The 20667-nt window shown below is 51.9% G+C and carries 23 protein-coding genes and 1 tRNA gene; 19 read left to right on the top strand and 5 right to left on the bottom strand.

The genetic code is table 11. The features are described from left to right. Window positions 1–4: 4 nt before the first annotated feature. From EV680_RS10550 to EV680_RS10540, 3 genes are all read right to left on the bottom strand, one after another. Window positions 5–80: transfer RNA gene (locus EV680_RS10550), tRNA-Val, on the bottom strand. Window positions 81–159: 79 nt separating this feature from the next. Beyond that, the gene (locus EV680_RS10545; RefSeq protein WP_132954705.1) at window positions 160–2139 is read right to left on the bottom strand and encodes a cation:proton antiporter domain-containing protein; all 1980 of its coding nucleotides are present in this window, start codon (window positions 2137–2139) and stop codon (window positions 160–162) included. A gap of 276 nt (window positions 2140–2415) precedes the next feature. Continuing rightward, window positions 2416–3354, bottom strand: coding sequence for a dihydroorotate oxidase (locus EV680_RS10540; protein ID WP_132954704.1), 939 nt, complete (start codon window positions 3352–3354; stop codon window positions 2416–2418). A 253-nt stretch (window positions 3355–3607) separates the two neighbouring features. Between EV680_RS10540 and EV680_RS10535 the strand changes: the two genes are divergently transcribed. The 14 genes from EV680_RS10535 (at window position 3608) to EV680_RS10470 (ending at window position 14728) form a co-directional block, all read left to right on the top strand. Next, a complete protein-coding gene (locus EV680_RS10535) occupies window positions 3608–4492 on the top strand; it encodes a DegV family protein (RefSeq protein WP_165870940.1) in 885 nt (294 codons plus the stop codon). 96 nt (window positions 4493–4588) lie between these two features. Beyond that, window positions 4589–5440, top strand: a complete 852-nt coding sequence (locus tag EV680_RS10530) for a mechanosensitive ion channel family protein (RefSeq protein WP_132954702.1) — start codon at window positions 4589–4591, stop codon at window positions 5438–5440. Window positions 5441–5498: 58 nt separating this feature from the next. Then, the gene (locus tag EV680_RS10525) at window positions 5499–5951 is read left to right on the top strand and encodes a DUF7832 domain-containing protein (RefSeq protein WP_132954701.1); all 453 of its coding nucleotides are present in this window, start codon (window positions 5499–5501) and stop codon (window positions 5949–5951) included. A 138-nt stretch (window positions 5952–6089) separates the two neighbouring features. Next, window positions 6090–7100: a WaaS/CpsH family glycosyltransferase gene (locus tag EV680_RS10520; RefSeq protein ID WP_132954700.1), complete on the top strand. Its 1011-nt coding sequence runs from the start codon at window positions 6090–6092 to the stop codon at window positions 7098–7100. Between the two features lie 80 nt (window positions 7101–7180). Then, window positions 7181–8017, top strand: coding sequence for a glycosyltransferase family 2 protein (locus EV680_RS10515; protein WP_132954699.1), 837 nt, complete (start codon window positions 7181–7183; stop codon window positions 8015–8017). A 41-nt stretch (window positions 8018–8058) separates the two neighbouring features. Continuing rightward, window positions 8059–8859, top strand: coding sequence for a glycosyltransferase family 32 protein (locus EV680_RS10510; RefSeq protein WP_165870939.1), 801 nt, complete (start codon window positions 8059–8061; stop codon window positions 8857–8859). A gap of 33 nt (window positions 8860–8892) precedes the next feature. Further along, window positions 8893–9963, top strand: coding sequence for a dTDP-glucose 4,6-dehydratase (rffG, locus tag EV680_RS10505; RefSeq protein WP_132954697.1), 1071 nt, complete (start codon window positions 8893–8895; stop codon window positions 9961–9963). Next, window positions 9960–10838, top strand: coding sequence for a glucose-1-phosphate thymidylyltransferase RfbA (rfbA, locus tag EV680_RS10500; protein ID WP_132954696.1), 879 nt, complete (start codon window positions 9960–9962; stop codon window positions 10836–10838). Before rffG ends, rfbA begins: the two co-directional genes overlap by 4 nt. A 50-nt stretch (window positions 10839–10888) precedes the next feature. Further along, complete coding sequence (gene rfbC / locus EV680_RS10495) at window positions 10889–11431, top strand: dTDP-4-dehydrorhamnose 3,5-epimerase (protein ID WP_132954695.1); 543 nt, start codon at window positions 10889–10891, stop codon at window positions 11429–11431. 5 nt (window positions 11432–11436) lie between these two features. Continuing rightward, the gene (locus EV680_RS10490; RefSeq protein WP_132954694.1) at window positions 11437–12486 is read left to right on the top strand and encodes a glycosyltransferase family 4 protein; all 1050 of its coding nucleotides are present in this window, start codon (window positions 11437–11439) and stop codon (window positions 12484–12486) included. 9 nt (window positions 12487–12495) lie between these two features. After that, window positions 12496–13053, top strand: coding sequence for a D-glycero-beta-D-manno-heptose 1,7-bisphosphate 7-phosphatase (gene gmhB, locus EV680_RS10485; protein WP_132954693.1), 558 nt, complete (start codon window positions 12496–12498; stop codon window positions 13051–13053). Between the two features lie 57 nt (window positions 13054–13110). Continuing rightward, window positions 13111–13851, top strand: a complete 741-nt coding sequence (locus EV680_RS10480) for a lysophospholipid acyltransferase family protein (protein WP_132954692.1) — start codon at window positions 13111–13113, stop codon at window positions 13849–13851. Between the two features lie 3 nt (window positions 13852–13854). Continuing rightward, on the top strand, window positions 13855–14037 hold the full coding sequence (locus EV680_RS10475) for a hypothetical protein (protein WP_132954691.1): 183 nt from the start codon (window positions 13855–13857) through the stop codon (window positions 14035–14037). A 1-nt stretch (window position 14038) separates the two neighbouring features. Beyond that, window positions 14039–14728, top strand: a complete 690-nt coding sequence (locus EV680_RS10470; protein ID WP_132954690.1) for a M48 family metallopeptidase — start codon at window positions 14039–14041, stop codon at window positions 14726–14728. Between the two features lie 131 nt (window positions 14729–14859). On the opposite strand, the gene EV680_RS10465 is transcribed toward EV680_RS10470, so the two are convergent. Then, a complete protein-coding gene (locus EV680_RS10465; protein ID WP_132954689.1) occupies window positions 14860–15684 on the bottom strand; it encodes an SDR family oxidoreductase in 825 nt (274 codons plus the stop codon). A gap of 280 nt (window positions 15685–15964) precedes the next feature. On the opposite strand from EV680_RS10465, the gene EV680_RS10460 reads away from it, so the two are divergent. Both EV680_RS10460 and EV680_RS10455 read left to right on the top strand, forming a co-directional pair. Next, on the top strand, window positions 15965–16381 hold the full coding sequence (locus EV680_RS10460) for a cytochrome c (protein WP_165870938.1): 417 nt from the start codon (window positions 15965–15967) through the stop codon (window positions 16379–16381). Window positions 16382–16561: 180 nt separating this feature from the next. Beyond that, on the top strand, window positions 16562–17020 hold the full coding sequence (locus EV680_RS10455; RefSeq protein WP_132954687.1) for a c-type cytochrome: 459 nt from the start codon (window positions 16562–16564) through the stop codon (window positions 17018–17020). 712 nt (window positions 17021–17732) lie between these two features. Here EV680_RS10455 and EV680_RS10450 read toward each other — a convergent pair. Further along, on the bottom strand, window positions 17733–18020 hold the full coding sequence (locus tag EV680_RS10450; RefSeq protein ID WP_132954686.1) for a hypothetical protein: 288 nt from the start codon (window positions 18018–18020) through the stop codon (window positions 17733–17735). 235 nt (window positions 18021–18255) lie between these two features. Between EV680_RS10450 and EV680_RS10445 the strand changes: the two genes are divergently transcribed. The 3 genes from EV680_RS10445 (at window position 18256) to EV680_RS10435 (ending at window position 20509) form a co-directional block, all read left to right on the top strand. Next, entirely contained in the window at window positions 18256–18942 is a 687-nt protein-coding gene (locus EV680_RS10445) for a S24 family peptidase (RefSeq protein WP_132954685.1), read from the top strand. Between the two features lie 107 nt (window positions 18943–19049). Beyond that, a complete protein-coding gene (erpA, locus tag EV680_RS10440; protein WP_132954684.1) occupies window positions 19050–19388 on the top strand; it encodes an iron-sulfur cluster insertion protein ErpA in 339 nt (112 codons plus the stop codon). Window positions 19389–19837: 449 nt separating this feature from the next. Next, window positions 19838–20509, top strand: coding sequence for a hypothetical protein (locus EV680_RS10435; RefSeq protein ID WP_132954683.1), 672 nt, complete (start codon window positions 19838–19840; stop codon window positions 20507–20509). The last annotated feature ends 158 nt before the right edge of the window (window positions 20510–20667 follow it).

The following is a 20667-nucleotide window of genomic DNA, read 5'->3' as shown; positions in this document are numbered from 1 at the left end:
AAAATGGTGGGTGATGACGGAGTCGAACCGCCGACATTCTGCTTGTAAGGCAGACGCTCTACCAACTGAGCTAATCACCCGTTTTCTTTCGCGCTTATCGCTGCGAAGACAGGATTAAACCAAAATCCGGCCGCCCGCGCAAGCAAATTTTGCACTGATTTAACCCTCTCCTTGTAATGCCCAGTTTTCAAAAGAGATTATTTTTTCTTTATGACCGGCCACCACCAAAATATCATCGCCTTCCAAGCAAAAGTCTGTGTCAAATTGCTGGATTTGATGCATATGGCGGCGCACCGACAATAATTTGACATTCAAATGCTGCAAGGGCAGCTCATCAATGTGCCGGCCCACGGCATGGGCGGCCTCGGGTAGAGTAAAGGCATAGCGGCTGATGCTGTTGCGTTCGTCGTAAAAGCCGGCTTCGTCATCGCTGCCCACAAACAAATCTTCCAGCATGGCATAGCGGCTGCGGCGGATGTTCATGATAATCTGATGCACGTTTTGATAGGAAATGCCCGCGCCGAGCAAGGCATAGGCGGCCAGCGCGAGGCTGGTTTCTTTGGTGTCGGACACGGCTTCTTCTGCGCCCATTTGCGTAAAGGTTTGCAGATAATCATCGCTGGTGGCGCGCACATGCACGGGCATGGTGGGATGCATGTGCATGATGGTGTCGATCACATGGCGGCTTTCATGCATATTGTTGAGCGTAATCACCACCATTTTGGCACGCGCCAAGCCGGCCGCTTCGAGCACTTCGCGCCGCTTGGCATCGCCAAACGACACCGGCTCGCCGGCGCTGCGGGCAATCTGCACCCGCTCGGCATCCATATCGAGCGCGTAATAAGGGATATTTTCCTGCGCCAAAATCCGGCCTATGGTTTGGCCGCCGCGCCCATAGCCCACAATCAGAATGTGCTCGGATTTATTCATAGTGGCGATGAGCATGTTTTGCAGATCGACAGCTTTCATATCCCAGCTTGATTTCACCAGCCGCGCCACCACGCGCTCGCTGCTGTTGAGAATAAAGGGTGCTAATATCATCGAAATCAAAATCGCAGCGGTGGCGGCCTGCTCCAATTCGCCGGAAAGCAGGTTCAGCCCGTGCGACACCGCCAAAATTACAAAGCCGAATTCGCCGCCCTGCGCCAGATACATTGATGCTTTCAGGCTGTCGGCCACGTTGTGGCGCATATAGCGTGCCAGCGCAAACACAATCAGCCCTTTGAGCAGCAGCAAAATGGCCAGCAGCATCAGCACCAGCTGCCAACCTTCAAAAAGCGCGCCGATATCCAGCTTCATGCCGACGGTGATAAAGAAAAAGCCGAGCAGAATATCGCGAAACGGGCGGATATCGTCTTCCACCTGAAAGCGGTATTCCGTTTCTGAGAGCAGCATACCGGCCACAAACGCGCCCAATGCCAGCGACAAGCCTTCCAGCTCGGTGAGATAGGCCACGCCCAAAGTAACCAACAACACGTTGATCATAAAAAGTTCAGACGATTTTTGCCGCGCCACCAGCCGAAACCAAGGTGTCATCACGCGGTTGCCGATCACAAACAGCAAGCCCAGCGTGGCCGCCATTTTCACAAACGCAATCCCCAGCGCCATCCACAAACTATCCTGATTACCACCGGCAAGCGCGGGCAAAAGAATCATCAGCGGCACCACGGCAATATCCTGCATCAGCAGCACGCCCATCGCCATTTGCCCGTGCGGCTGCCCCAATTCGGTTTTCTCGGAAAGAATGCGGCTCACAATGGCGGTAGACGACATCGTCAGCGCGCCGGCCACAGCAAAAGCCCAGATAAACGGCGTGCCGGCCAGCATCAAAATGCCGAGTATGGAAACGATGGTGATCACCACCTGCATGCCGCCCAAGCCGAACACCAGCTTGCGCATCGCCCGAAGCTTGGGCAACGAAAATTCCAGCCCGATGCTGAACATCAAAAACACAATGCCGATTTCGCCCAGATAATCGGTGGCTGCGGTTTGCGGAATCAGGTGCAGCACGCCGGGGCCGGCCAAAAAGCCCACCAGCAGATAGCCGAGCATAGAGGGGATATTCAAACGGCGGCAAACGATTACCGTCAGCACGGCAACCAGCAATACGATCACAATCGGGGCGAGAGAAAAATGCATAATGGGTGCTCAGGCGCATCGGCCGGCGGCAAACCGCCAGCGCCGATATGGGGGAAAACATTGATTATATCCAACCGGGCGGCTGATGCGGGCGCATTGCATCACTTTATCCGCATATTTAAATGATTTATCAGCAAATGCTCGGGAAATAGATTGTTTTTTCAACAATCGTCAAAGGCGGCCTGCCATTCATCGCACAGCCATGCCGCTTGAATAAGGCCGTCTGAAACTTTCCTTTCAAACGGCCTTATTTCTATATCATGCTCACGCCCATGTTCACAAAGTTTTCAGACGGCCTCTAAAATCATCCAGCGTTTGATAGCCTTTGGCCGCCATGATTTCTTTCAATTCCCGCGTCAGCCGCGCAAACGCGCCTATGCCCTCTTCTTGCAGCGTGGTGCCGACCTGCACCATGCTCGCGCCGCAGAGAATGTGCTCAAACACATCGCTGCCGTTCACCACGCCGCCGGTGCCGATAATCTGGATTTCCGGCTTCAGCCGCTCGTAAAAAGCGCGCACATTGGCCAGCGCCGTGGGTTTTAAATAAACACCACCAATGCCGCCGAACCCGCCTTTGGGCTTGATCAACACGGCTTCGCTCGCCGCATCCACGCACAAGCCGTTGCCGATGCTGTTGACCGAATTCACATAAGCGAGCGGAAAGCGGTTGAGAATAGCGGCGATTTCATCAAAATGAATCAAATCGAAATAAGGCGGCAGCTTGATGCCCAAAGGCGCCTGATAAAGCGCAAACACCGCCTCCAAAATACGCGCCACCGCTTCGAAATCATAGCCGGTTTGCGGCTTGCCCGGCACATTGGGGCAGGAAAGGTTTAATTCGACAATGCCGGCAAAATCAGAAGCCTGCACCTGCCGGATCAGCGCCAAATCTTCTTCCACATTAAAGCCGGTAATCGATAAAAAATAACTTTTGCCGGGAAAATCACGCTGCGCCTGCGACACATAATCCAAATAATAAGCCAAGCCGTGATTGGGCAAACCCATCGAATTGATGCTGCCAAAAGGCACCGTGCAATAGCGCGGCTCGGGGTTGCCCGCCCTCGGTGCCAGTGTGGCGCTTTTGGTCACAAAAGTGGCGGCGGTCGATTGCTGCACGGCATCAAGCTCATGGGCGCTGTGGCAATACACGCCCGAGGCATTCATGATGCAGTTGGCAAAAACCGAGCCGGCAATTTGGGTTTGGGTGGAAATCACAAAACGCTCCTGGTGCAGATGAAAGATGGCGCAATCTAACATATTGTTGCAACAGAATTTATGATGAAGCGCAATGTAGCGCAAAATCATTCAAACGCTTGCTTTATTCTAAATCCCATTCAATGGCCGTCTGAAACAGCAAGCCGCCGCGCTTGCCGAAGCAGGGAAATCATTCCCAAATGGCATAGACAAAGCCCATACTACCGTTTATTATTTTAAAAAACCGATTATCTGTATGTTTAAGGGGAACATTGTGACGGGTTCATACGAGCTTTACCGCTGCGCCGTTTTATCCACTTCCACCGGCTCGCTCGACAGCATTCTCAGCCGCGACAGCCCGATTCAGATTCTGCGCCTCACACTCACCCTCGACGGCATCCGCTACACCGACGGGCTGGATTTAAAACCCGAAATCTTCTACCAATGGCTCTACCGCCACCCCGGCCGCGCCGTGCAAACCACGCCGCCCACGCCCGAATCTCTGCGCGAAACCTTCAGCTATCTGAAAGCACAGGGCTATCACGAAGCCATCGTCACCACCATCAGCCGGCGCATGAGCGAGAGCCATCAGATTATCCGCCAAGTGGCCGACGAAATGGCCGGAGAGCTCACCATCCATGTGCTCGACACCGGCGTGGCCGGCATGCCGGAAGGCTTTTTCGCACTCGAAGCCCTGCGCCTGCTCAAAAGCGGCCGCACCCCGGCGCAAACCATGGCGCATTTGGAGCAGCTCAAATCGCGCTGCGAAGTGGTGTTCAGCGTGCATTCGCTTCAGCAGCTCACCAACAGCGGCGGCCTGATGCGTATCGGCGCCATGTTTAGCGACCTGCTCGGCCTCAAACCCGTGTTTGCCTTTCGCAACAACACCCTGCGCAAAATCACCGTAGCCCGCAGCAGCGACCATCTGCTCGATGAAACCGTGGCCGCCGTGGCCGCGCGCATTGCCGGCAAAAATATCGATGATTTGGTGCTGTGCGGCATGTATTGCGGCAACCTCGAGCTCTACAACCGCTTTGCCAACAAGTTGCACAACCAAACCGGCCTGCATCTGCAAGGCATCCCGATTTCACCGGTGCTGGGCGCTTATATCGGCCCCGATGCCGTGGGCGTGGGCATTGTAGAGAAATTGCCCGAATAAGCCGCTTGCCTGTATAGTTTAGGCCGTCTGAAAACGTTCAGACGGCCTAAATACTTTTCCCATTACAACAACATAACTACCAACCGGAGCCGCACCATGTGGGCAGAAATCAGCGAATTCATCCAGCAAGGGCCGATACGCAGCGAAATCATTCAATCGGTGCTGCTGATTATCGGCGTGTTGCTCGTGCGCACCGTGATTCTGCAAACCCATTTCCGCCGCCACCCCGCCATGCAGATCGAAGACATGCGCCGCTGGGTGGTGGTGAGCCGCAACCTCACCCTGATTGCCTGCTTAATCGGCCTCATCAGCGTGTGGGCCGCGCAAATCCAAACCCTCGCGCTCTCGATGTTTGCCATTGCCGCGGCCATCGTGCTGGCCACCAAAGAGCTGATTATGTGCCTTTCCGGCAGCCTTTTGCGCAGCCTCACCAAGCAATATTCCGTGGGCGACTACATCGAAATCGGCGGCCTGCGCGGGCGCGTGGTCGATATCAACCTTTTCAACACGCTGATGATGCAGATCGGCCCCAATATTTTGGTGGGCCAGCTCAGCGGCAAAACCGTGTCTTTTCCCAACAGCCTGCTGCTGGCCCAATCGGTGCAACGCGACAATATATTGGGACCTTATGTGATCCACACTTTCGACATTCCCGTGCCGCTGGCCGTGGATCCCGATGCCGTGCTGCCGCCGCTGCAAGCCCTGCTCGAACAGCTTTGCGCCCCTTATGTGGCCGAAATCGAACAGCATCTGGCGCTGATTCAAACCCAAAAGCTCTTCATCACCCCCGCCGCACACCCGCGCCTGACCTGCGTGCCCCACGACGACAAAGTGTATAACCTCATCGTGCGCTTTGCCTGCCCGCTCTACAAAAGGCTGGAAATCCAGCAAAACCTCATCAGCGAATTTATGCGCGTGCAATACCGGCTGCTGCATCCGGCAGCATAAATGTTATAGAATGTTATAATTGATTTCCACCCTCAAGGCCGTCTGAAAGCGCACCGCCATGTATGACAACACCCGTTTCCACACCGACGAAAACTACCCCGCCGGCCTGCCCGCAGAAAACGCCGCCACCCACATCGGCATGTATTGGGCATGGGCGGCCTCGCAAAACCTGCACAACCCCGTGTGGCAAAGCGCGCCCGAGAGCGCCGAAGATTTCGCCGCCATGCAGGAAGGCCGGCTTAGCGGCGCCGAATTTCTACTGCGCCATATGGACGGCGCCCTGATGCGCGATGATTTCAACGAATTCGGCCAGCGCTTCACCTCGTTTTACTACGACGATGAAGAAGACGGCTACGGCAACTTTATGGCCGATTACGTCACCACCATGAACACCCCCGCGCTCGGCAGCTTTTATCATGTGGCCGACAACACAGAAAACCGCATCAAGCTCGAAGCCGTGTTTCAGACGGCCTTTGAGGCTTGGCAGCAATCATTGCGCCCGTCATCATAAAATGCCTTAATAGGCAACAAACACCTGTTAACAATAGCCATTTTTCTATACAATCCACTCTGTTATATTTGAAAACCCATACCATTCAAATCAAGGCACGGGCAGATTCGCCCGAGCCGCACTGCACCAGAATGCTTTATGAGCCAAACCATCATCCTTGCCATGCCTTATCTTTACGGGCTGGATTACTGCATAGAAAAAAACCTGCGCCATTACGGCTATGAAGTGGTGAACCTGTGTTATGACGACAGGCACTCTTACTACCCGAGCCTTGCCGCCCGTTTGCGCAACCTTTATCACAAACACATCACAAAAGACGGCAATTACAAAAAAAAACTGAAATTTTCCCGTCATCAAGCAGAAATAGAACACAAACTGGCCGCCTTGCACGAAAAAGCCGATTTCGCCCTCTGCATCCGCGCCAATATCTACCCCAAAGAAGTGATTGCCCAAATCCGCCAACATAGCCGCACCTGCATCAATTACCAATGGGACGGCATCGAGCGCTTTCCCGATATCTTGCAATACCTGCCCTACTTCGACCGCTTTTATGTGTTTGATCAATCAGATGCTGAAAAATACCGGCAATACGGCTTTCAAGCCATCACCAATTTTTATTTCGATTTCCCCATCGAGGCCGCCCCCGCAGCGCCCGCCGGCATTTATTTTTTGGGCGGCTACGAGGCCAACCGCGAGGCGGAAACGCGGCTGTTTATCGACACCGCACGCTGTTTGAATCTGCCGCTCGATTTTTATATCTACAGCAAAGACGAGCGCGCAGAAAAAGCCTTCGGCCAAGCCGGCATCACCTATCTGAACCAGCAAAGCGCGCTGACATTCGAGCAAAATCTGCAAAAAGTGCAGCAATGCGAAGTGGTGGTGGATTTTGTCAGCCCCGACCATCAAGGCCTTTCATTCCGCCTGTTTGATGCCTTGCGTTTTGATAAAAAAGTAATCACCACCAATCAGGCCGTTACCCGTTATGATTTTTATCGGCCGGAAAATATTTTTGTGTGGAATGGAACAGATCTGAGCGGGCTGGCCGATTTTCTCAGCCTGCCCTATCAAGCGATTGACCCAGAAATCAAAAAACGCTATTCGTTTAAAGGCTGGCTCGACCAAATTTTGGAAAACCGCCCATCTGCATAGCCGCCCCAATTGCTTCGCTTGCATTGCACAAAAAACATTACACCCACAAAACCAATAAAATCAAAATATAAGGAAAACGCATGAATCAACCTTTGGTGTCGGTGATTATCCCCTGCCACAACACCGCAGCCTACCTCACCGAAACATTAGAAAGCCTATTTGCCCAATCATTTGACCATTTCGAAGCCATTGCCATTGATGACGGCTCAAGCGACGACACGCTTGAAATATTGCAGCAATTTGCCGCCATCGATAAGCGTTTAACCGTGTTGAGCCAGGCCAATACTTATTGCGTGATTGCCCGCACCAATGCCATTGCCCGAGCCAAAGGCAAATATTTGGTCTGCCTGGATTCTGATGATAAATTAGCCGTTGATTATTTGAAAAAATGCGTGGCAATCGCAGAGTCAGACGAGCAATTGTCGGTGGTTTACAGCAAAGCCATGCTGTTTGACCGTGAAAACAAAGCCTGGGCGCTGCCCGAATTCCACACCAAAGATTTCTTGCTGAGCAATTGCATTTTTATCACCGCCTTAATCCGCAAAAGCCATTACGATGCCGTGGGCGGATTCGATACCGGCCTAACCATGTTTGAAGATTGGGATTTATTTATTTCGCTGGTTAAAAACCACGGCAAAATACACCGCATCAATGAGCCGCTTTTTTTCTACCGCCAGCGCCAAACCTGCTCTTCTGTTACCAATCAGGCCTCCAAGCAAAAATGGTCGGATAATCTGTTTAAGATTTATCAGAAGCACTATGCTTTTTATTGCAGCAACGGCCTTTATTTTCATGACTTAATGGCGGCACGCTTAAAACGCGAACAATATTATCAAAAGCCTTGGCGCAAATGGTTTTATAAATGCTTCAAGCCCGAAAAATATAAAATGTTGTGCGACAAATCACACTGCGCATAAAATATACTTTCAAAGCATTGATTAACGAAAGCACCACGCCGATGGGCAAATGGAAAACCAGCCTGAAATATCGCATAAACAAACTTTATAGCAAAATCGTGCCGTTTTCTTATCAGGCGGATAAATACCGACACACTTTTTTAGCTTCCACAGAGCTTGATGCCGGCCAAGCCGCATCATATCCGCCTGCGGAGCGGAAAATTTATGCATTCTGGACCGGCCGCAACCCAATGAGCGACAACCGCCGGCGCGGCATCACTTCTCTGCAAGCCGTTGCAGGTGTGCCCGTGGTGTTGGTTACGCCGGAAAACCTGCCGCAATTTATCCGGCCAAATGCCCCGCTGCACCCGGCTTTCGAATATTTATCGCTGGTGCATAAATCCGATTATCTGCGCTGCTATTTCATGCATTACTTGGGCGGCGGCTATAGTGACATCAAACCTTGCCGCCACAACTGGCTCGCATCATTCGAGCAATTGGAAGCAAGCCCGGCTTATGCAATCGGCTATCCCGAGCGCAAGCAAGACGGCTTGGCGCAAGTGGGCGGCGTTATCCAACAAGACATGAATCAATATTATTCTCAGATTATCGGCAATTGCGCCTATATCTTCCGCCCCGACACGCCGTTTACCCGCGCCTGGTATCGGGAATTACACTGCCGCATGGATTTTTATGCCAATAAGCTCAAACAACACCCTGGCAATATCATGGGCGATAACGAAGGCTATCCGATTCCTTGGACCCATATCTTGGGCGATATTTTCCACCCCCTGAATCTTAAATATATGGATAAAATATTGAAAGATTCCAGATTGCAACCTGTTTGTACCGATTACCGCTAATCATAAACGTTTAAACTATTAAAAAGCCCACTTATGAAAATCCTCATCACCGGCGGTGCCGGCTTTATCGGCTCGGCGCTTATCCGCCATATCATCCGGCACACCGACCACAGCGTGGTCAATGTAGACAAGCTCACTTATGCCGGCAATCTCGAGTCGCTCGAATCGGTGACCGCCAGCCCGCGCTATGCCTTCGAGCAGGTGGATATCTGCAACCGCGCCGAACTCGAACGCGTGTTTGTCGCACACCAACCCGATGCACTGATGCATTTGGCGGCGGAAAGCCATGTCGACCGCTCGATTGACGGTGCGGCGGCGTTTATCGAAACCAATATTGTCGGCACCTACACGCTTTTGGAAGCGGCGCGCGCTTATTGGCAGCAGATGCCGTCTGAAAAGCGCGATGCATTCCGCTTTCATCATATTTCCACCGATGAAGTGTATGGCGATTTGCACGGCAGCGATGATTTGTTTACCGAAACCACACCTTATGCGCCCAGCAGCCCTTATTCGGCCTCGAAAGCATCCAGCGATCATTTGGTGCGCGCTTGGCTGCGCACCTACGGCCTGCCCACATTAATCACCAATTGCTCCAACAATTATGGCCCCTATCATTTCCCCGAGAAACTGATTCCGCTGATGATTCTGAATGCGCTTTCAGGCAAACCTTTGCCGGTGTATGGCAACGGGCAACAAATCCGCGACTGGCTATTTGTGGAAGACCACGCGCGCGCGCTTTACACCGTGCTGATGCAGGGCGAAATCGGCGAAACCTATAATATCGGCGGCCATAATGAGCAGGCCAATATCGATGTGGTGCGCAGCATTTGCGCGCTACTGGAAGAAATGGCGCCGCAAAAACCGGCCGGCGTGGCAAACTATGCCGACTTAATCACTTTTGTGGCCGACCGCCCCGGCCACGATGTGCGCTATGCCATCGATGCGGGCAAAATCGGCCGCGAATTGGGCTGGCTGCCGCAGGAAACCTTTGAATCGGGCTTGCGCAAAACCGTGCGCTGGTATCTCGACAACCGCCCATGGTGGCGGCATGTGCTCGACGGCTCTTACCGCTTAGAGCGTTTGGGAGAAGGAGCAGCATCATGAAAGGCATTATTTTGGCAGGCGGCTCGGGCACGCGCCTTTATCCGGTCACGCGCGGCGTGTCCAAGCAATTGCTGTCGGTGTATAACAAGCCCATGATTTATTACCCGCTCTCAGTGCTGATGCTGGCCGGCATCCGCGAAGTGTTGGTGATTACCACGCCGGAAGATCAGGCCGCTTTCCGCCGCCTGCTCGGCGATGGCAGCGATTTCGGCATTCAAATCAGCTATGCTGCACAGCCCAGCCCCGACGGCTTGGCGCAGGCTTTTATTATCGGTGAAACATTTATCGGCGATGACAGCGTGTGTTTGGTGTTGGGCGACAATATTTTCTATGGCCAGTCGTTCAGCCAAAGCCTGCAAAAAGCCGCCGCACAAGCGCACGGTGCAACGGTGTTTGCCTATCAGGTGAAAGATCCGGAGCGCTTCGGCGTGGTGGAATTCAATCGTGATTTCAAAGCCTTGTCGATTGAAGAAAAGCCCGTGCAGCCGAAATCCGATTGGGCGGTGACCGGCCTTTATTTTTACGATAAGCGCGTGGTGGAATTTGCCAAGCAGGTGAGGCCGTCTGAACGCGGCGAGCTGGAAATCACCAGCATCAACCAAATGTATCTCGAAGACGGCTCGCTCAATGTGCAATTGCTCGGCCGCGGCTTTGCCTGGCTCGACACCGGCACGCACGAGAGCCTGCACCAAGCAGCATCTTTTGTGCAAACGGTGGAAGAATTGCAAAACCTGCAAATCGCCTGCTTAGAAGAAATCGCCTGGCGCAACGGCTGGCTTTCAGACGGCCAATTGGAAGCGCTGGCCGCGCCGATGTGCAAAAACGAATATGGCCGCTATCTGTTGCGCTTATTGAAAAACCGACATGGTCATTAAGTGAATTTAAATAAATCGCAGGCCGTCTGAAACATCAGAAAGCATGATTGATGAATATTATCCCCACCCGCATTCCCGACGTGAAAATCCTCGAGCCAAAAGTGTTCGGTGATGAGCGCGGCTTTTTTATGGAAACCTTCCGCGATGAATGGTTTCGGGCGAATATTGCTCCGCACACCTTTGTGCAGGAAAACCATTCCAAATCCGCCGCCGGTGTGTTGCGCGGCCTGCACTACCAAACCGAGCACACTCAGGGCAAGCTTGTGCGCGTGGTGGCCGGCGCCGTGTTTGATGTGGCCGTGGATTTGCGCCGCAAATCGCCCACCTTCGGGCAATGGGCAGGCGCCGTGCTCTCGGCGGCCAACAAGCACCAACTGTGGGTGCCCGAAGGCTTTGCCCACGGCTTTTATGTGTTGGGCGACGGCGCAGAATTCGTATACAAATGCACTAATTATTACCACCCCGAATCCGAGCAAAGCCTGCTGTGGAACGATGCCGCCCTCGCCATCGACTGGCCGCTCACCGGCGAGCCGCAACTGTCAGCCAAAGATATGGCGGGCAAACCTTTGAATCAAGCCGTTTTATTCGATTGAATGTTATGAATAATATTGCCATCAGCATCAACTGCTTCCGCAGCGGCGGCGGCATGGAAAGCTACACCTTCGATTTGGTCAGGCAGCTTGCCGCCGAACAGCAAACTGTTAGCGTTTATGCATCGGTGTTCGACACCTCCGTGTCTGAATACCGACAAATTCAGGCGGTGCACATCAATCAAAAACGGATACCGAAAAAGCTGCGCCCCTATTTTTTCGCCCGCCAACTCGACCGCAAACGCCGGCCTGGCGAGCCACTGATTGCCTGCAACCCCAGCGACCATGCCGATGTGTTTATCTGCGGCGGCACCCATTTGGGCTATCTGCAGGGCATGCAGCAGCAGGCCAACCTGCTCGACAAACTCACCATCCGCCGCAACCGCAGCAATTATGAAAGCGCGCGCAGCATTATGGCGCATTCGCAGCTGATGCAGCGCGAGCTGCTCGATTTATACGGCATCACGCCTGAAAAAATCCGCGTGGTGCACCCGCCGGCCGACACCGCACGCTTTTATCCGCAACCCGAAAGCATTGCCGCCACCCGCGCGCAATACGGCTTTGCCGATGATGAAACCGTGTTTCTTTTCCCTTCAACCGGCCACAAGCGCAAAGGACTGGATTTATTGGCGGCTTTTTTCGAGCAAACCGCCTTGCCGGTAAAGCTCGCCGTGGCCGGCTCACCGCTGCCGCGGCCCATGAAAAATGTGCTTGAATTGGGCTTCTGCAAAAATATGCCCGAGCTTTACCGCGCCGCCGACTACACCATTATGGCCTCGATGTATGAGCCTTTCGGCCTCGTGGGCGTGGAATCGGTGCTGTGCGGCACGCGCGTGGTGCTGGCCGACAATATGGGCTGCTGCGAAGTGCTCACCGACAGCGCCGGCTTTTTCTTTTCCCGCCAAAATCCGCAAACGCTGGCAAGCTGCATCGAAAAAGCCGTTAACCTCAAAGCCGCCGGATTGCATAAATTGGCCGACCCGAAGCAAGCATTAAGCTATAATCCCACTTTGCCGCACCACATCCGGCAGCTTTTCCAAATGTTAGAGGCCGTCTGAAAGATTTTTATGAAGCTGATTATCCTCGACCGCGATGGCGTGATTAACCAAGATCGCGATGATTTCGTTAAATCCGCCGACGAATGGATACCGATTGCAGGCAGCATGGACGCGATTGCCTTTCTCACCGAAGCGGGCTACACCGTGGCCGTGGCCACCAATCAATCGGGCATCGGCCGCAAATATTTCACCATGCAAGAGCTCACCGAAATGCACAATAAAATGCACCGTTTGGCGCAACAGGCCGGCGGCGTCATCGACGGCATCTGGTTTTGCCCGCACACGGCCGCCGACGGCTGCGATTGCCGCAAACCCCTGCCCGGCATGGTGAGCGATATTTTAAGCCGCTTCAATGCCGAAGCGGCCGACACTTGGCTTGTGGGCGACAGCTTGCGCGATTTGCAGGCCATTGCCGCAGTGGGCGGCAAGCCCGCACTGGTGCTCACCGGCAAAGGCAAAAAAACGCTGGCAGCCGAGGGCGATTCATTGCCTGAAAACACGCAAGTGTTTGATAATTTATTGGCTTTTTCGCAATATTTGCTGCAAAACCATGCAGAGGCCGTCTGAAAAACAGCTGAGCACCCCTCAAAAAAGCTCTGCCCGATTTTTTAAAAGAAAGCGATTATGCTGCTGATCCGCAATTTGATTTACTGGCTGCTGCTGGTGCTGATTACCCCGCCGATATTTCTGCTGTTTTTGCCGGCCGCACTGTTTCACAACGGTGCCAACAAAATGGGGCGCGTGTGGGCGCTCACGCTGATGTGGTCTCTCAAGCACATTATCGGCCTGAATTATCGCGTCATCGGGCGCGAAAACATTCCCGCCGGGCCCGCGATTATTTGCAGCAAACACCAATCAGGCTGGGAAACCTTAGCCTTGCAGGAAATTTTCCCACTACAGGTTTATGTGGCCAAAAAAGAATTGTTCAAGCTGCCTTTTTTCGGCTGGGGGCTGAAGCTTGCCAAAACCATCGGCATCGACCGCAGCAACCGCGCACAAGCCAACACTCAATTAATGGCGCAAGGTTTGGCACGCAAGCGCGATGGCTTGTGGATTACCATTTTTCCGGAAGGCACGCGCATCCCGCCCGGCCAACGAGGTAAATACCGCCAAGGTGGCGCGCGCATGGCGCAAATGTTTGAAATGGATTTGGTGCCTGTGGCGGTTAACAGCGGCGAATTCTGGCCGCGCAATTCTTTTATGAAATACCCCGGCGAAATCACCGTGGTAATCGGTGCGCCCATCCGCCACAATAGCGGCACGCCAGAAGAAATGATGGCGCAATGCGAGCATTGGATTGAAAACCAGCAAAGCCAAATCAGCGGTGTCGGCCCTTGCGCGGCCGGCAAAGCCAAGGCCGTCTGAAACATGATGCCCAGCGATCACATTTCCGCCATTCTCTTCGCCCTTTTGGTGATTGCTTTCGGCTGGCGCTATTTCGGCCGCGGCCTGCGCGCCGACGGTTTCCACCCCGCCACCCGCCGCTTATTGCTCAGCGCAGGCACTGCAATCATCGTGCTGAGCCTGCTTTATTATCTGGGCGCGCTTTAATATGGCCGCTTTTACCCACACGCTTTCAGACGGCCTCAAGCTGCAAGTGCAACTCAAACGCAGCGCCAAAAAAAACATCATCCTGCGCCCCGTGTCGGCAGAAGCCATCAGCGTAAACGCCCCGCCCTTTCTCAGCCTGCCCAAGCTGGCCGCCTGGCTGCAAGCCAACGAGCCGCTGCTGCGCCAAACCCTGCAACGCGCACCGGCAAGCTCACTCGCGCACTTGCCCGACCAAATCTGGTATCGCGGTGAGGCCACCTCTATTCTTTCCCACCCGTATTCCACCATCCGCCACGAGCAGGGCCGGCTGCTGCTGCCCGACACACTCAGCCCGCCGCAGCAAAAAGCCGCATTACGCCGCCATTTGCAAGAATGCGCCGCCCACACCCTGCTGCCCCTGCTGCAAACGCACGCACAAAAGCTGCAACTATTCCCCGCCGCCACCGCACTTTCCAACGCCAAAACCTTTTGGGGCGTGTGCCGCAGCCGCAGCGGCATCCGCCTCAACTGGCGGCTGATCGGCGCACCCGATTTCGTGGCCGATTATGTGTGCATCCACGAGCTCTGCCACCTGCCCCACCCCAACCACAGCCCGCAATTCTGGGCGCGCGTCAATCGCCACACACCGCACACCGCCGCGGCCAAACAATGGTTCAAGCAACACGGGCAGGCATTATTTGTATTGGATTAAAATTCACTCGCCAGAGTTATTCAGAGCCTCCTTAAACATCACAAAGGCCAAACATAACAAAGGCCGTCTGAAATCAAATCTTTCAGACGGCCTGTCATAAAGCTGCTTTAAAAAGCATGCCTCAACCCGATTTACTTAAACCAACTTTTAATCTTCTGAAACAAGGAAGTGCTTTGTTTTTCAAAATGATCGGCGGGCAAAGCCGGCGGGGCTTCACGATGCACCGGAAGCGCACCGAAACTTTGCGCTACCGGCATGATTTCAATGCTGTTCACATTCATATGCGCCGGACGTTGATAAAGCCATAAAGCCGTGTCGGCAATATCTTCGGGGCGGATAAACTGCACATTTTCATAAAGCTTGGCCGCGCGCGCATCATCGCCCTTAAAGCGCACATTGGAAAATTCCGTGTCGCCGCACAAGCCCGGCTCGATATTGCTCACGCGCACATCGGTGCCGGCCAAATCGGCGCGCAAATTTAGGCTGAATTGGCGCACATAAGCCTTGCTCGCACCATATACATTGCCGCCCGGATAAGGATAAGTGCCGGCAATAGAGCCCAAATTGATGATATAGCCACTTTTGCGCGCCACCATTTGCGGCAGCACTTGCCGGGTCAGATAAGTGAGCCCGATAATATTGGTGTTGATCATGGTGAGCCAATCGGCAAAATCAGCCTGCGCAGCAGGCTCAAGCCCAAGCGCCAAACCGGCGTTGTTGATCAGCGCATCAATCTCTGCAAACGGCTCGGGCAGGCTTTGCAAAGCCGCATCCACCGAAGCCTGATCGCTCACATCCATTTGCAGCGGATAAAATCGATCGCCCAGCTCAGCCTGCAGAGCTTCAAGCTTGTCGGTGCGCCTTGCCGCACCGATTACATGATAACCGGCTTCAACAAAGCGGCGGCACATCGCCTCGCCAAAGCCCGCCGATGCCCCGGTGATTAATATCGCCATTTCTTACGCTCCTTTCATCATCTGTATCGCTGGTTAATATGGTGACAAGACTACCACAACCGAGCCCGCCAAGCTTGGCAAAAACACGTTAAATGGCAACCGGAAACTTTTCAGACGGCCTTATTTTGGTAAAATCTGCCAAAGTTATGCATGGATATTATCGGAAAACCCGGCCACACCCTATTTGCAATCCACTCAAAGCAAATCGCCGCCATACGGCTGAATTTAGCTCATCCAACATAGTCGTATGCATAAAGCCGCCCAACCACAGGGAGCCACCATGAAATATTGCCTCATCCTCTGCCTGCTGGCCCTTCTCAGCAACGCTCACGCCGCCGATGCCGATGTGGCTGCGCGCGAACGCTATATGAAAGATTTCCGCAGCGCCAACAAAGCCATCGGCCGGCTGCTCAAAGCCAATCCCGCCGATATGGCCGCACTTTCCCGCCAAACCGCCGACTTGCAGGCGCTGGCCGACAAACCTTGGCCACACTACGCCTCACCCGCGGCCACGGGCGAGGCCAAAGCCGCTGTGTGGCAGCAGCCGCAACAATTTCAGGCCGCCATTCAACGCTTTAGCGAGGCCACAGCCGCCCTAAACAACGCAGCCCAACAAGGCAGCCAAGCGGCGGCGCAAAGCGCATTCGGCCAGCTTGGACAAAGCTGCAAAGCCTGTCACGACACCTTCCGCCGTTAATCAACCCGCATCGTGCCGACAAAAATATGGCCGTAAACACGCAAAGCTCAACCCAACAGAAATCCACGCACTTTACAGCCAACGGTTGCCAAAACCTCTGAAATGTATTAATACATACGCAAATGCCCATCCGCATCCATCATCGGCATACCCCAAAAACCACAACCAAAAGGAAGCTCTATGAACATCAAAACCACTTTAACCATTGGCGCCATGGCCGCTACCCTGATGCTTGCTGCCTGCGGCGGCGGCGCCGATGTTGCCAAAGGCCCGAATTCCGAAGCCCGCACCACCGCATTCAAAGCCATGATGCCCAATTTCAGCAGCATGGGTAAAATGGTTAAAGGCGAAGAGCCTTATGAGGTAGAAAAATTCAAAACCGCTGCCGCCGTCTTTGCTGAAGAAAGCAAAAAACCCTTCGAGCACTTCCAGCAAGACGCCGAAGGCAATGGCGATGCCCTGCCCGCAGTGTGGGAGCGCCCGGATGACTTCAAAGCCGCGGAAGACAAATTCCACGCCGCCGTGGCCGTATTAAACACCGCCGCGCAAAGCGGCAACCTAGGAGAAATCAAAGTTGCCTATGGCGATGCCGGCGCCAGCTGCAAAGCCTGCCACGACACCTTCCGACGCCCTAAATAAAGCCTCGAAAAAAGGCCGTCTGAAAGAAATTTTCAGACGGCCTTTTTTTTCAGTGCAGTTATGTCAGTCCCAAAAACGTACGATACCTATAGTGAAATGAATAATACCAATCCAAAAAAATAACCTAACTGCGTTGGCTCGCCTAGCCGTACTATCTGTACTGTCTTCGGCTCACCGCCTTGTTAGCTTACTTTTTTGAATTGGTATAATACCCATTCAAATGAACAAGCCATTAACAAATAAACCATTATCGATATTACATGCAAAGGCCGTCTGAAACCTCTTATGACGGTCTTTGTTTCGAATACCAAGTAAAATACTGGGAAAAAGGAAGATTATCTGCGGCTCACCGTTTGTTATCTTACTTTTTAGTTTTGGCATGAACCTAGGGTCTGTTCACAATTCATCTCGTGGTAATCTTTTGGCTCAAAATCTTACGCACGGATGAATTGTGAACAGACCCTAGAAAATATTGAAATTTTAAGGCGCACAACCACGGCCTACCATCTCTTGTATCGGCAATTAAATATAAACTATAGGCCGGATTTGCAAATACACCTCTATTCCCAAATAGCATTTGAAATTCAAATTTAACTGCCTCATCCATTATTACCACTCTTACATATATCGTCCAAGCTACAAATTATATCTACGCGAGCCAAACACAGCCTCTTTCTTACAAAGCTTGGCGTTTATAAATGATGAACAAGCTTCACGGCTCATACACCACCGCACCAATCATACCATGCTCATCTAAACCGCCATATTGCCTTTCCCATGCCCAAGCAGCCTCTCTCGCTGCGCATTGCCCGGCATAATCTGCCTGCGTTTGATTCATTTTCTGAAAATTCAGCGCATTTAATTTATCGCAGCCCAGCTCGGATAAAGGCATGGCGGCAGATTGAGCTTCTGTTTCCGTGGAAGGCAAGGCTGCCAACGCCAAGGTCAGCATACCGGCACCCAGCAGACACCGCCATTTGTTTCGTTTATTGCTCTTCATTTTGCACACTCCCAAAAATAATGACTAACCGGAGATAGGCCGGCCAAGCACTGATAAGCAAAAAAATCTTTAAACACCAATAAATAATAGTTTTGCGAATATTACTAAATTAAATCTAATTTTGCAACAATAAAATTTAAATACTATTAGAAAAAAATAATTTAATCCTTGGAATTAAGCTAAAAAAAGCGTAAACTGAGTCCAAGACAAAATAAATGCTTCATTAGGATAAGAAATGAATACCTTTAAAGAACGCTTAGCTTATTTATGGCAAAACGAAGCCAAGCAGGCAAAAATCGCTGCTGATATCGATATGACCATTGCCGGCTTCAGCCGCATCTGGCATGAGGGCGGCCTGCCGAAAGCCGAAACCCTCAAAAAAATCAAACAACTTAAAGGCTGCAGCATAGATTGGCTGCTCACCGGCGAGGGAGAACCCTTTTCCGATCATCCCGCACCGATAACCCATGCATTGGATACGCTCGGTAACCCGGTTGATCTGGATGAGTTTGTTTTTGTTCCACGCTATGACATACAGGCGGCGGCCGGCCATGGCCGGCTTGTAGAAAATGAAAAGCCTGTGTTCACCATGCCGTTTCGCCGACAATGGATTGAAACCTACATCACACGCGACAGTAAAAACCTGTCTGTTATTTCCGTGAAAGGCGATTCTATGGAAGGTGTGCTTAATGATGGCGACGCCATTTTAATCAACCACAGCGAAACCACACCGCGCGATGGGCTTTATGTGCTGCGAATCAATGAAAATCTCTTAGTCAAACGCCTGCAGGTGATGCCGGGCGGGCTGGTTAATGTGATTTCCGCCAACGAGGCTTATCCTTCTTTTGAAATCAATCTGCACAACATGACGGATGATGTAGCCATTATCGGCCGGGTAGAATGGTTCGGCCGAAATATTTAGCGGGGCTTTACCCTATCGCCGATTGAAATCAGCATATTCGCCCTGACTTGCCTAGCATTACAGTTTGCGCGACAATACCGCATACATTCATATAAAAGGAATCCACCATGTCAGACGAAAGCCCGATTGTTTTTACCGAAAGCTGCTGCGCTAAAGTAGCCGATTTGATTGCAGAAGAAAACAACCCCGACCTGAAATTGCGCGTTTTTGTAAACGGCGGCGGTTGCTCCGGCTTCCAATATGGCTTCACTTTCGATGAAATCAAAAATGACGACGACTTTGAAATCGAAAAAGCCGGCCTGAAATTTTTGGTAGATCCGATGAGCTATCAATATCTCATCGGTGCAGAAATTGATTACACCGAAAGCCTGCAAGGCTCGCAATTTGTTATCCGCAACCCCAATGCCGAAACCACGTGCGGATGCGGCTCCTCCTTCTCGGTTTAACGCCAAAACAAGCCGGAAATCTCTAAGAAAGCCGCTGAATATATTCAGCGGCTTTTCTTCTTTAAATTTTTTAACATGACATTTATAATTTGGCAGAAAACGCCCATATGCGCCAAAAATAAAATAGCACGAGAATAAACCGAAGGCTGCACAGCAACGCAAGCTCATGCAGCCAAGCTGCAGCGTAGCCATGCCATATAATTAAATAAAATTTCATTTTTATTTGAAAAAATGAATCTGCGCCACAATTTATCCACAAACAAAACTACCGCTAATCCATAATTATTGCCTTTTATATATAGTTTCAAAAAAAACAATATCCATTGGAATATCCTAACCCTTATTTTGTCGGTGGCTCAATCAAAATACCATCGTATTTAAAACGTATAAACTTATCAAATGATGGTATATCTTGATTTTAATGCTAAAAATTTAAACGGCGAGAAAGAATGAACAAGCAACAACCCCTTTATGACGTTTATGTTTCCTACCCACCCGGCGTTGATCATGGTCGGGTGGATGCTTGCATTCGGGATAATCTTCCCGACACGGAAGCAGAAGACTTGATTGCCGCGCTAGAGGAGCACCCGCAGGCCATCATCGCCGAACAATGCACTCGGGAAGAGCGTGAAAACGCACAGCATTATTTCAGCTATCTGGGGCTTGATGTGATTATCCGCCTATCTCTGGAATTGGCGCCGGACGGTACCGAGCACGAAGAAATTTTAGTCGAACAAGTTTCACAATGCCCTGTTTGCTACGCCATTATCGAAGATCCGGAGGCCAAAGAATGCCCCAGTTGCGGCACACATTTCGGTTCACTTTCCGAACGCGTTCTTCAGCGCAAACGCATCGAATGGCAAGAGCGGGTCGCTTTTGAAAATCGTAAGCAACACGAAATTGCACAAAAATTGCAACAAGAAAAGCAGGAAGAAGAAAAACGCTTGCGTAAGCAAATCCGGGCCGAGCTGGAAGAACAGTTGCGCGCGCAAAGCGGCGTTACCCGCTATTTGCCTTATTGGCTGCGTGGAAAAAAAGGCATTTTGGGGATTTCATTAGTGATCTTTGTCATGATTGTTTTGCTTGGCTGCGGCTATTTGATTGCACGCATTGCATCCTGAAAAACACATATCAAATTTGTCTGTTCGTTAAATATTTCAGACGGCCTATCAAGTTAACTTTCATATATAGTAGAATGCCTAAAAAACTTACACAAATATCATGACCTATCCACTTCATATCCGTAAAAAAATCCTGGCCGAGTTGGCGCACAGTACTT

This window comes from Uruburuella suis, assembly GCF_004341385.1.
GTDB lineage: Bacteria > Pseudomonadota > Gammaproteobacteria > Burkholderiales > Neisseriaceae > Neisseria > Neisseria suis.
This window is presented reverse-complemented; position numbering and strand designations above follow the sequence as displayed.

Coding starts and splice junctions, on each gene's coding strand:
- EV680_RS10465 (WP_132954689.1), bottom strand. CDS start 15,684: ATGGCGATATTAATCACCGGGGCATCGGCGGGCTTTGGCGAGGCGATG.
- EV680_RS10530 (WP_132954702.1), top strand. CDS start 4,589: ATGTGGGCAGAAATCAGCGAATTCATCCAGCAAGGGCCGATACGCAGC.
- EV680_RS10510 (WP_165870939.1), top strand. CDS start 8,059: ATGGGCAAATGGAAAACCAGCCTGAAATATCGCATAAACAAACTTTAT.
- EV680_RS10520 (WP_132954700.1), top strand. CDS start 6,090: ATGAGCCAAACCATCATCCTTGCCATGCCTTATCTTTACGGGCTGGAT.
- EV680_RS10490 (WP_132954694.1), top strand. CDS start 11,437: ATGAATAATATTGCCATCAGCATCAACTGCTTCCGCAGCGGCGGCGGC.
- EV680_RS10450 (WP_132954686.1), bottom strand. CDS start 18,020: ATGAAGAGCAATAAACGAAACAAATGGCGGTGTCTGCTGGGTGCCGGT.
- EV680_RS10545 (WP_132954705.1), bottom strand. CDS start 2,139: ATGCATTTTTCTCTCGCCCCGATTGTGATCGTATTGCTGGTTGCCGTG.
- EV680_RS10525 (WP_132954701.1), top strand. CDS start 5,499: ATGTATGACAACACCCGTTTCCACACCGACGAAAACTACCCCGCCGGC.
- EV680_RS10515 (WP_132954699.1), top strand. CDS start 7,181: ATGAATCAACCTTTGGTGTCGGTGATTATCCCCTGCCACAACACCGCA.
- gmhB (WP_132954693.1), top strand. CDS start 12,496: ATGAAGCTGATTATCCTCGACCGCGATGGCGTGATTAACCAAGATCGC.
- EV680_RS10455 (WP_132954687.1), top strand. CDS start 16,562: ATGAACATCAAAACCACTTTAACCATTGGCGCCATGGCCGCTACCCTG.
- EV680_RS10480 (WP_132954692.1), top strand. CDS start 13,111: ATGCTGCTGATCCGCAATTTGATTTACTGGCTGCTGCTGGTGCTGATT.
- EV680_RS10435 (WP_132954683.1), top strand. CDS start 19,838: ATGAACAAGCAACAACCCCTTTATGACGTTTATGTTTCCTACCCACCC.
- erpA (WP_132954684.1), top strand. CDS start 19,050: ATGTCAGACGAAAGCCCGATTGTTTTTACCGAAAGCTGCTGCGCTAAA.
- rffG (WP_132954697.1), top strand. CDS start 8,893: ATGAAAATCCTCATCACCGGCGGTGCCGGCTTTATCGGCTCGGCGCTT.
- EV680_RS10460 (WP_165870938.1), top strand. CDS start 15,965: ATGAAATATTGCCTCATCCTCTGCCTGCTGGCCCTTCTCAGCAACGCT.
- EV680_RS10475 (WP_132954691.1), top strand. CDS start 13,855: ATGATGCCCAGCGATCACATTTCCGCCATTCTCTTCGCCCTTTTGGTG.
- rfbC (WP_132954695.1), top strand. CDS start 10,889: ATGAATATTATCCCCACCCGCATTCCCGACGTGAAAATCCTCGAGCCA.
- EV680_RS10470 (WP_132954690.1), top strand. CDS start 14,039: ATGGCCGCTTTTACCCACACGCTTTCAGACGGCCTCAAGCTGCAAGTG.
- EV680_RS10445 (WP_132954685.1), top strand. CDS start 18,256: ATGAATACCTTTAAAGAACGCTTAGCTTATTTATGGCAAAACGAAGCC.
- rfbA (WP_132954696.1), top strand. CDS start 9,960: ATGAAAGGCATTATTTTGGCAGGCGGCTCGGGCACGCGCCTTTATCCG.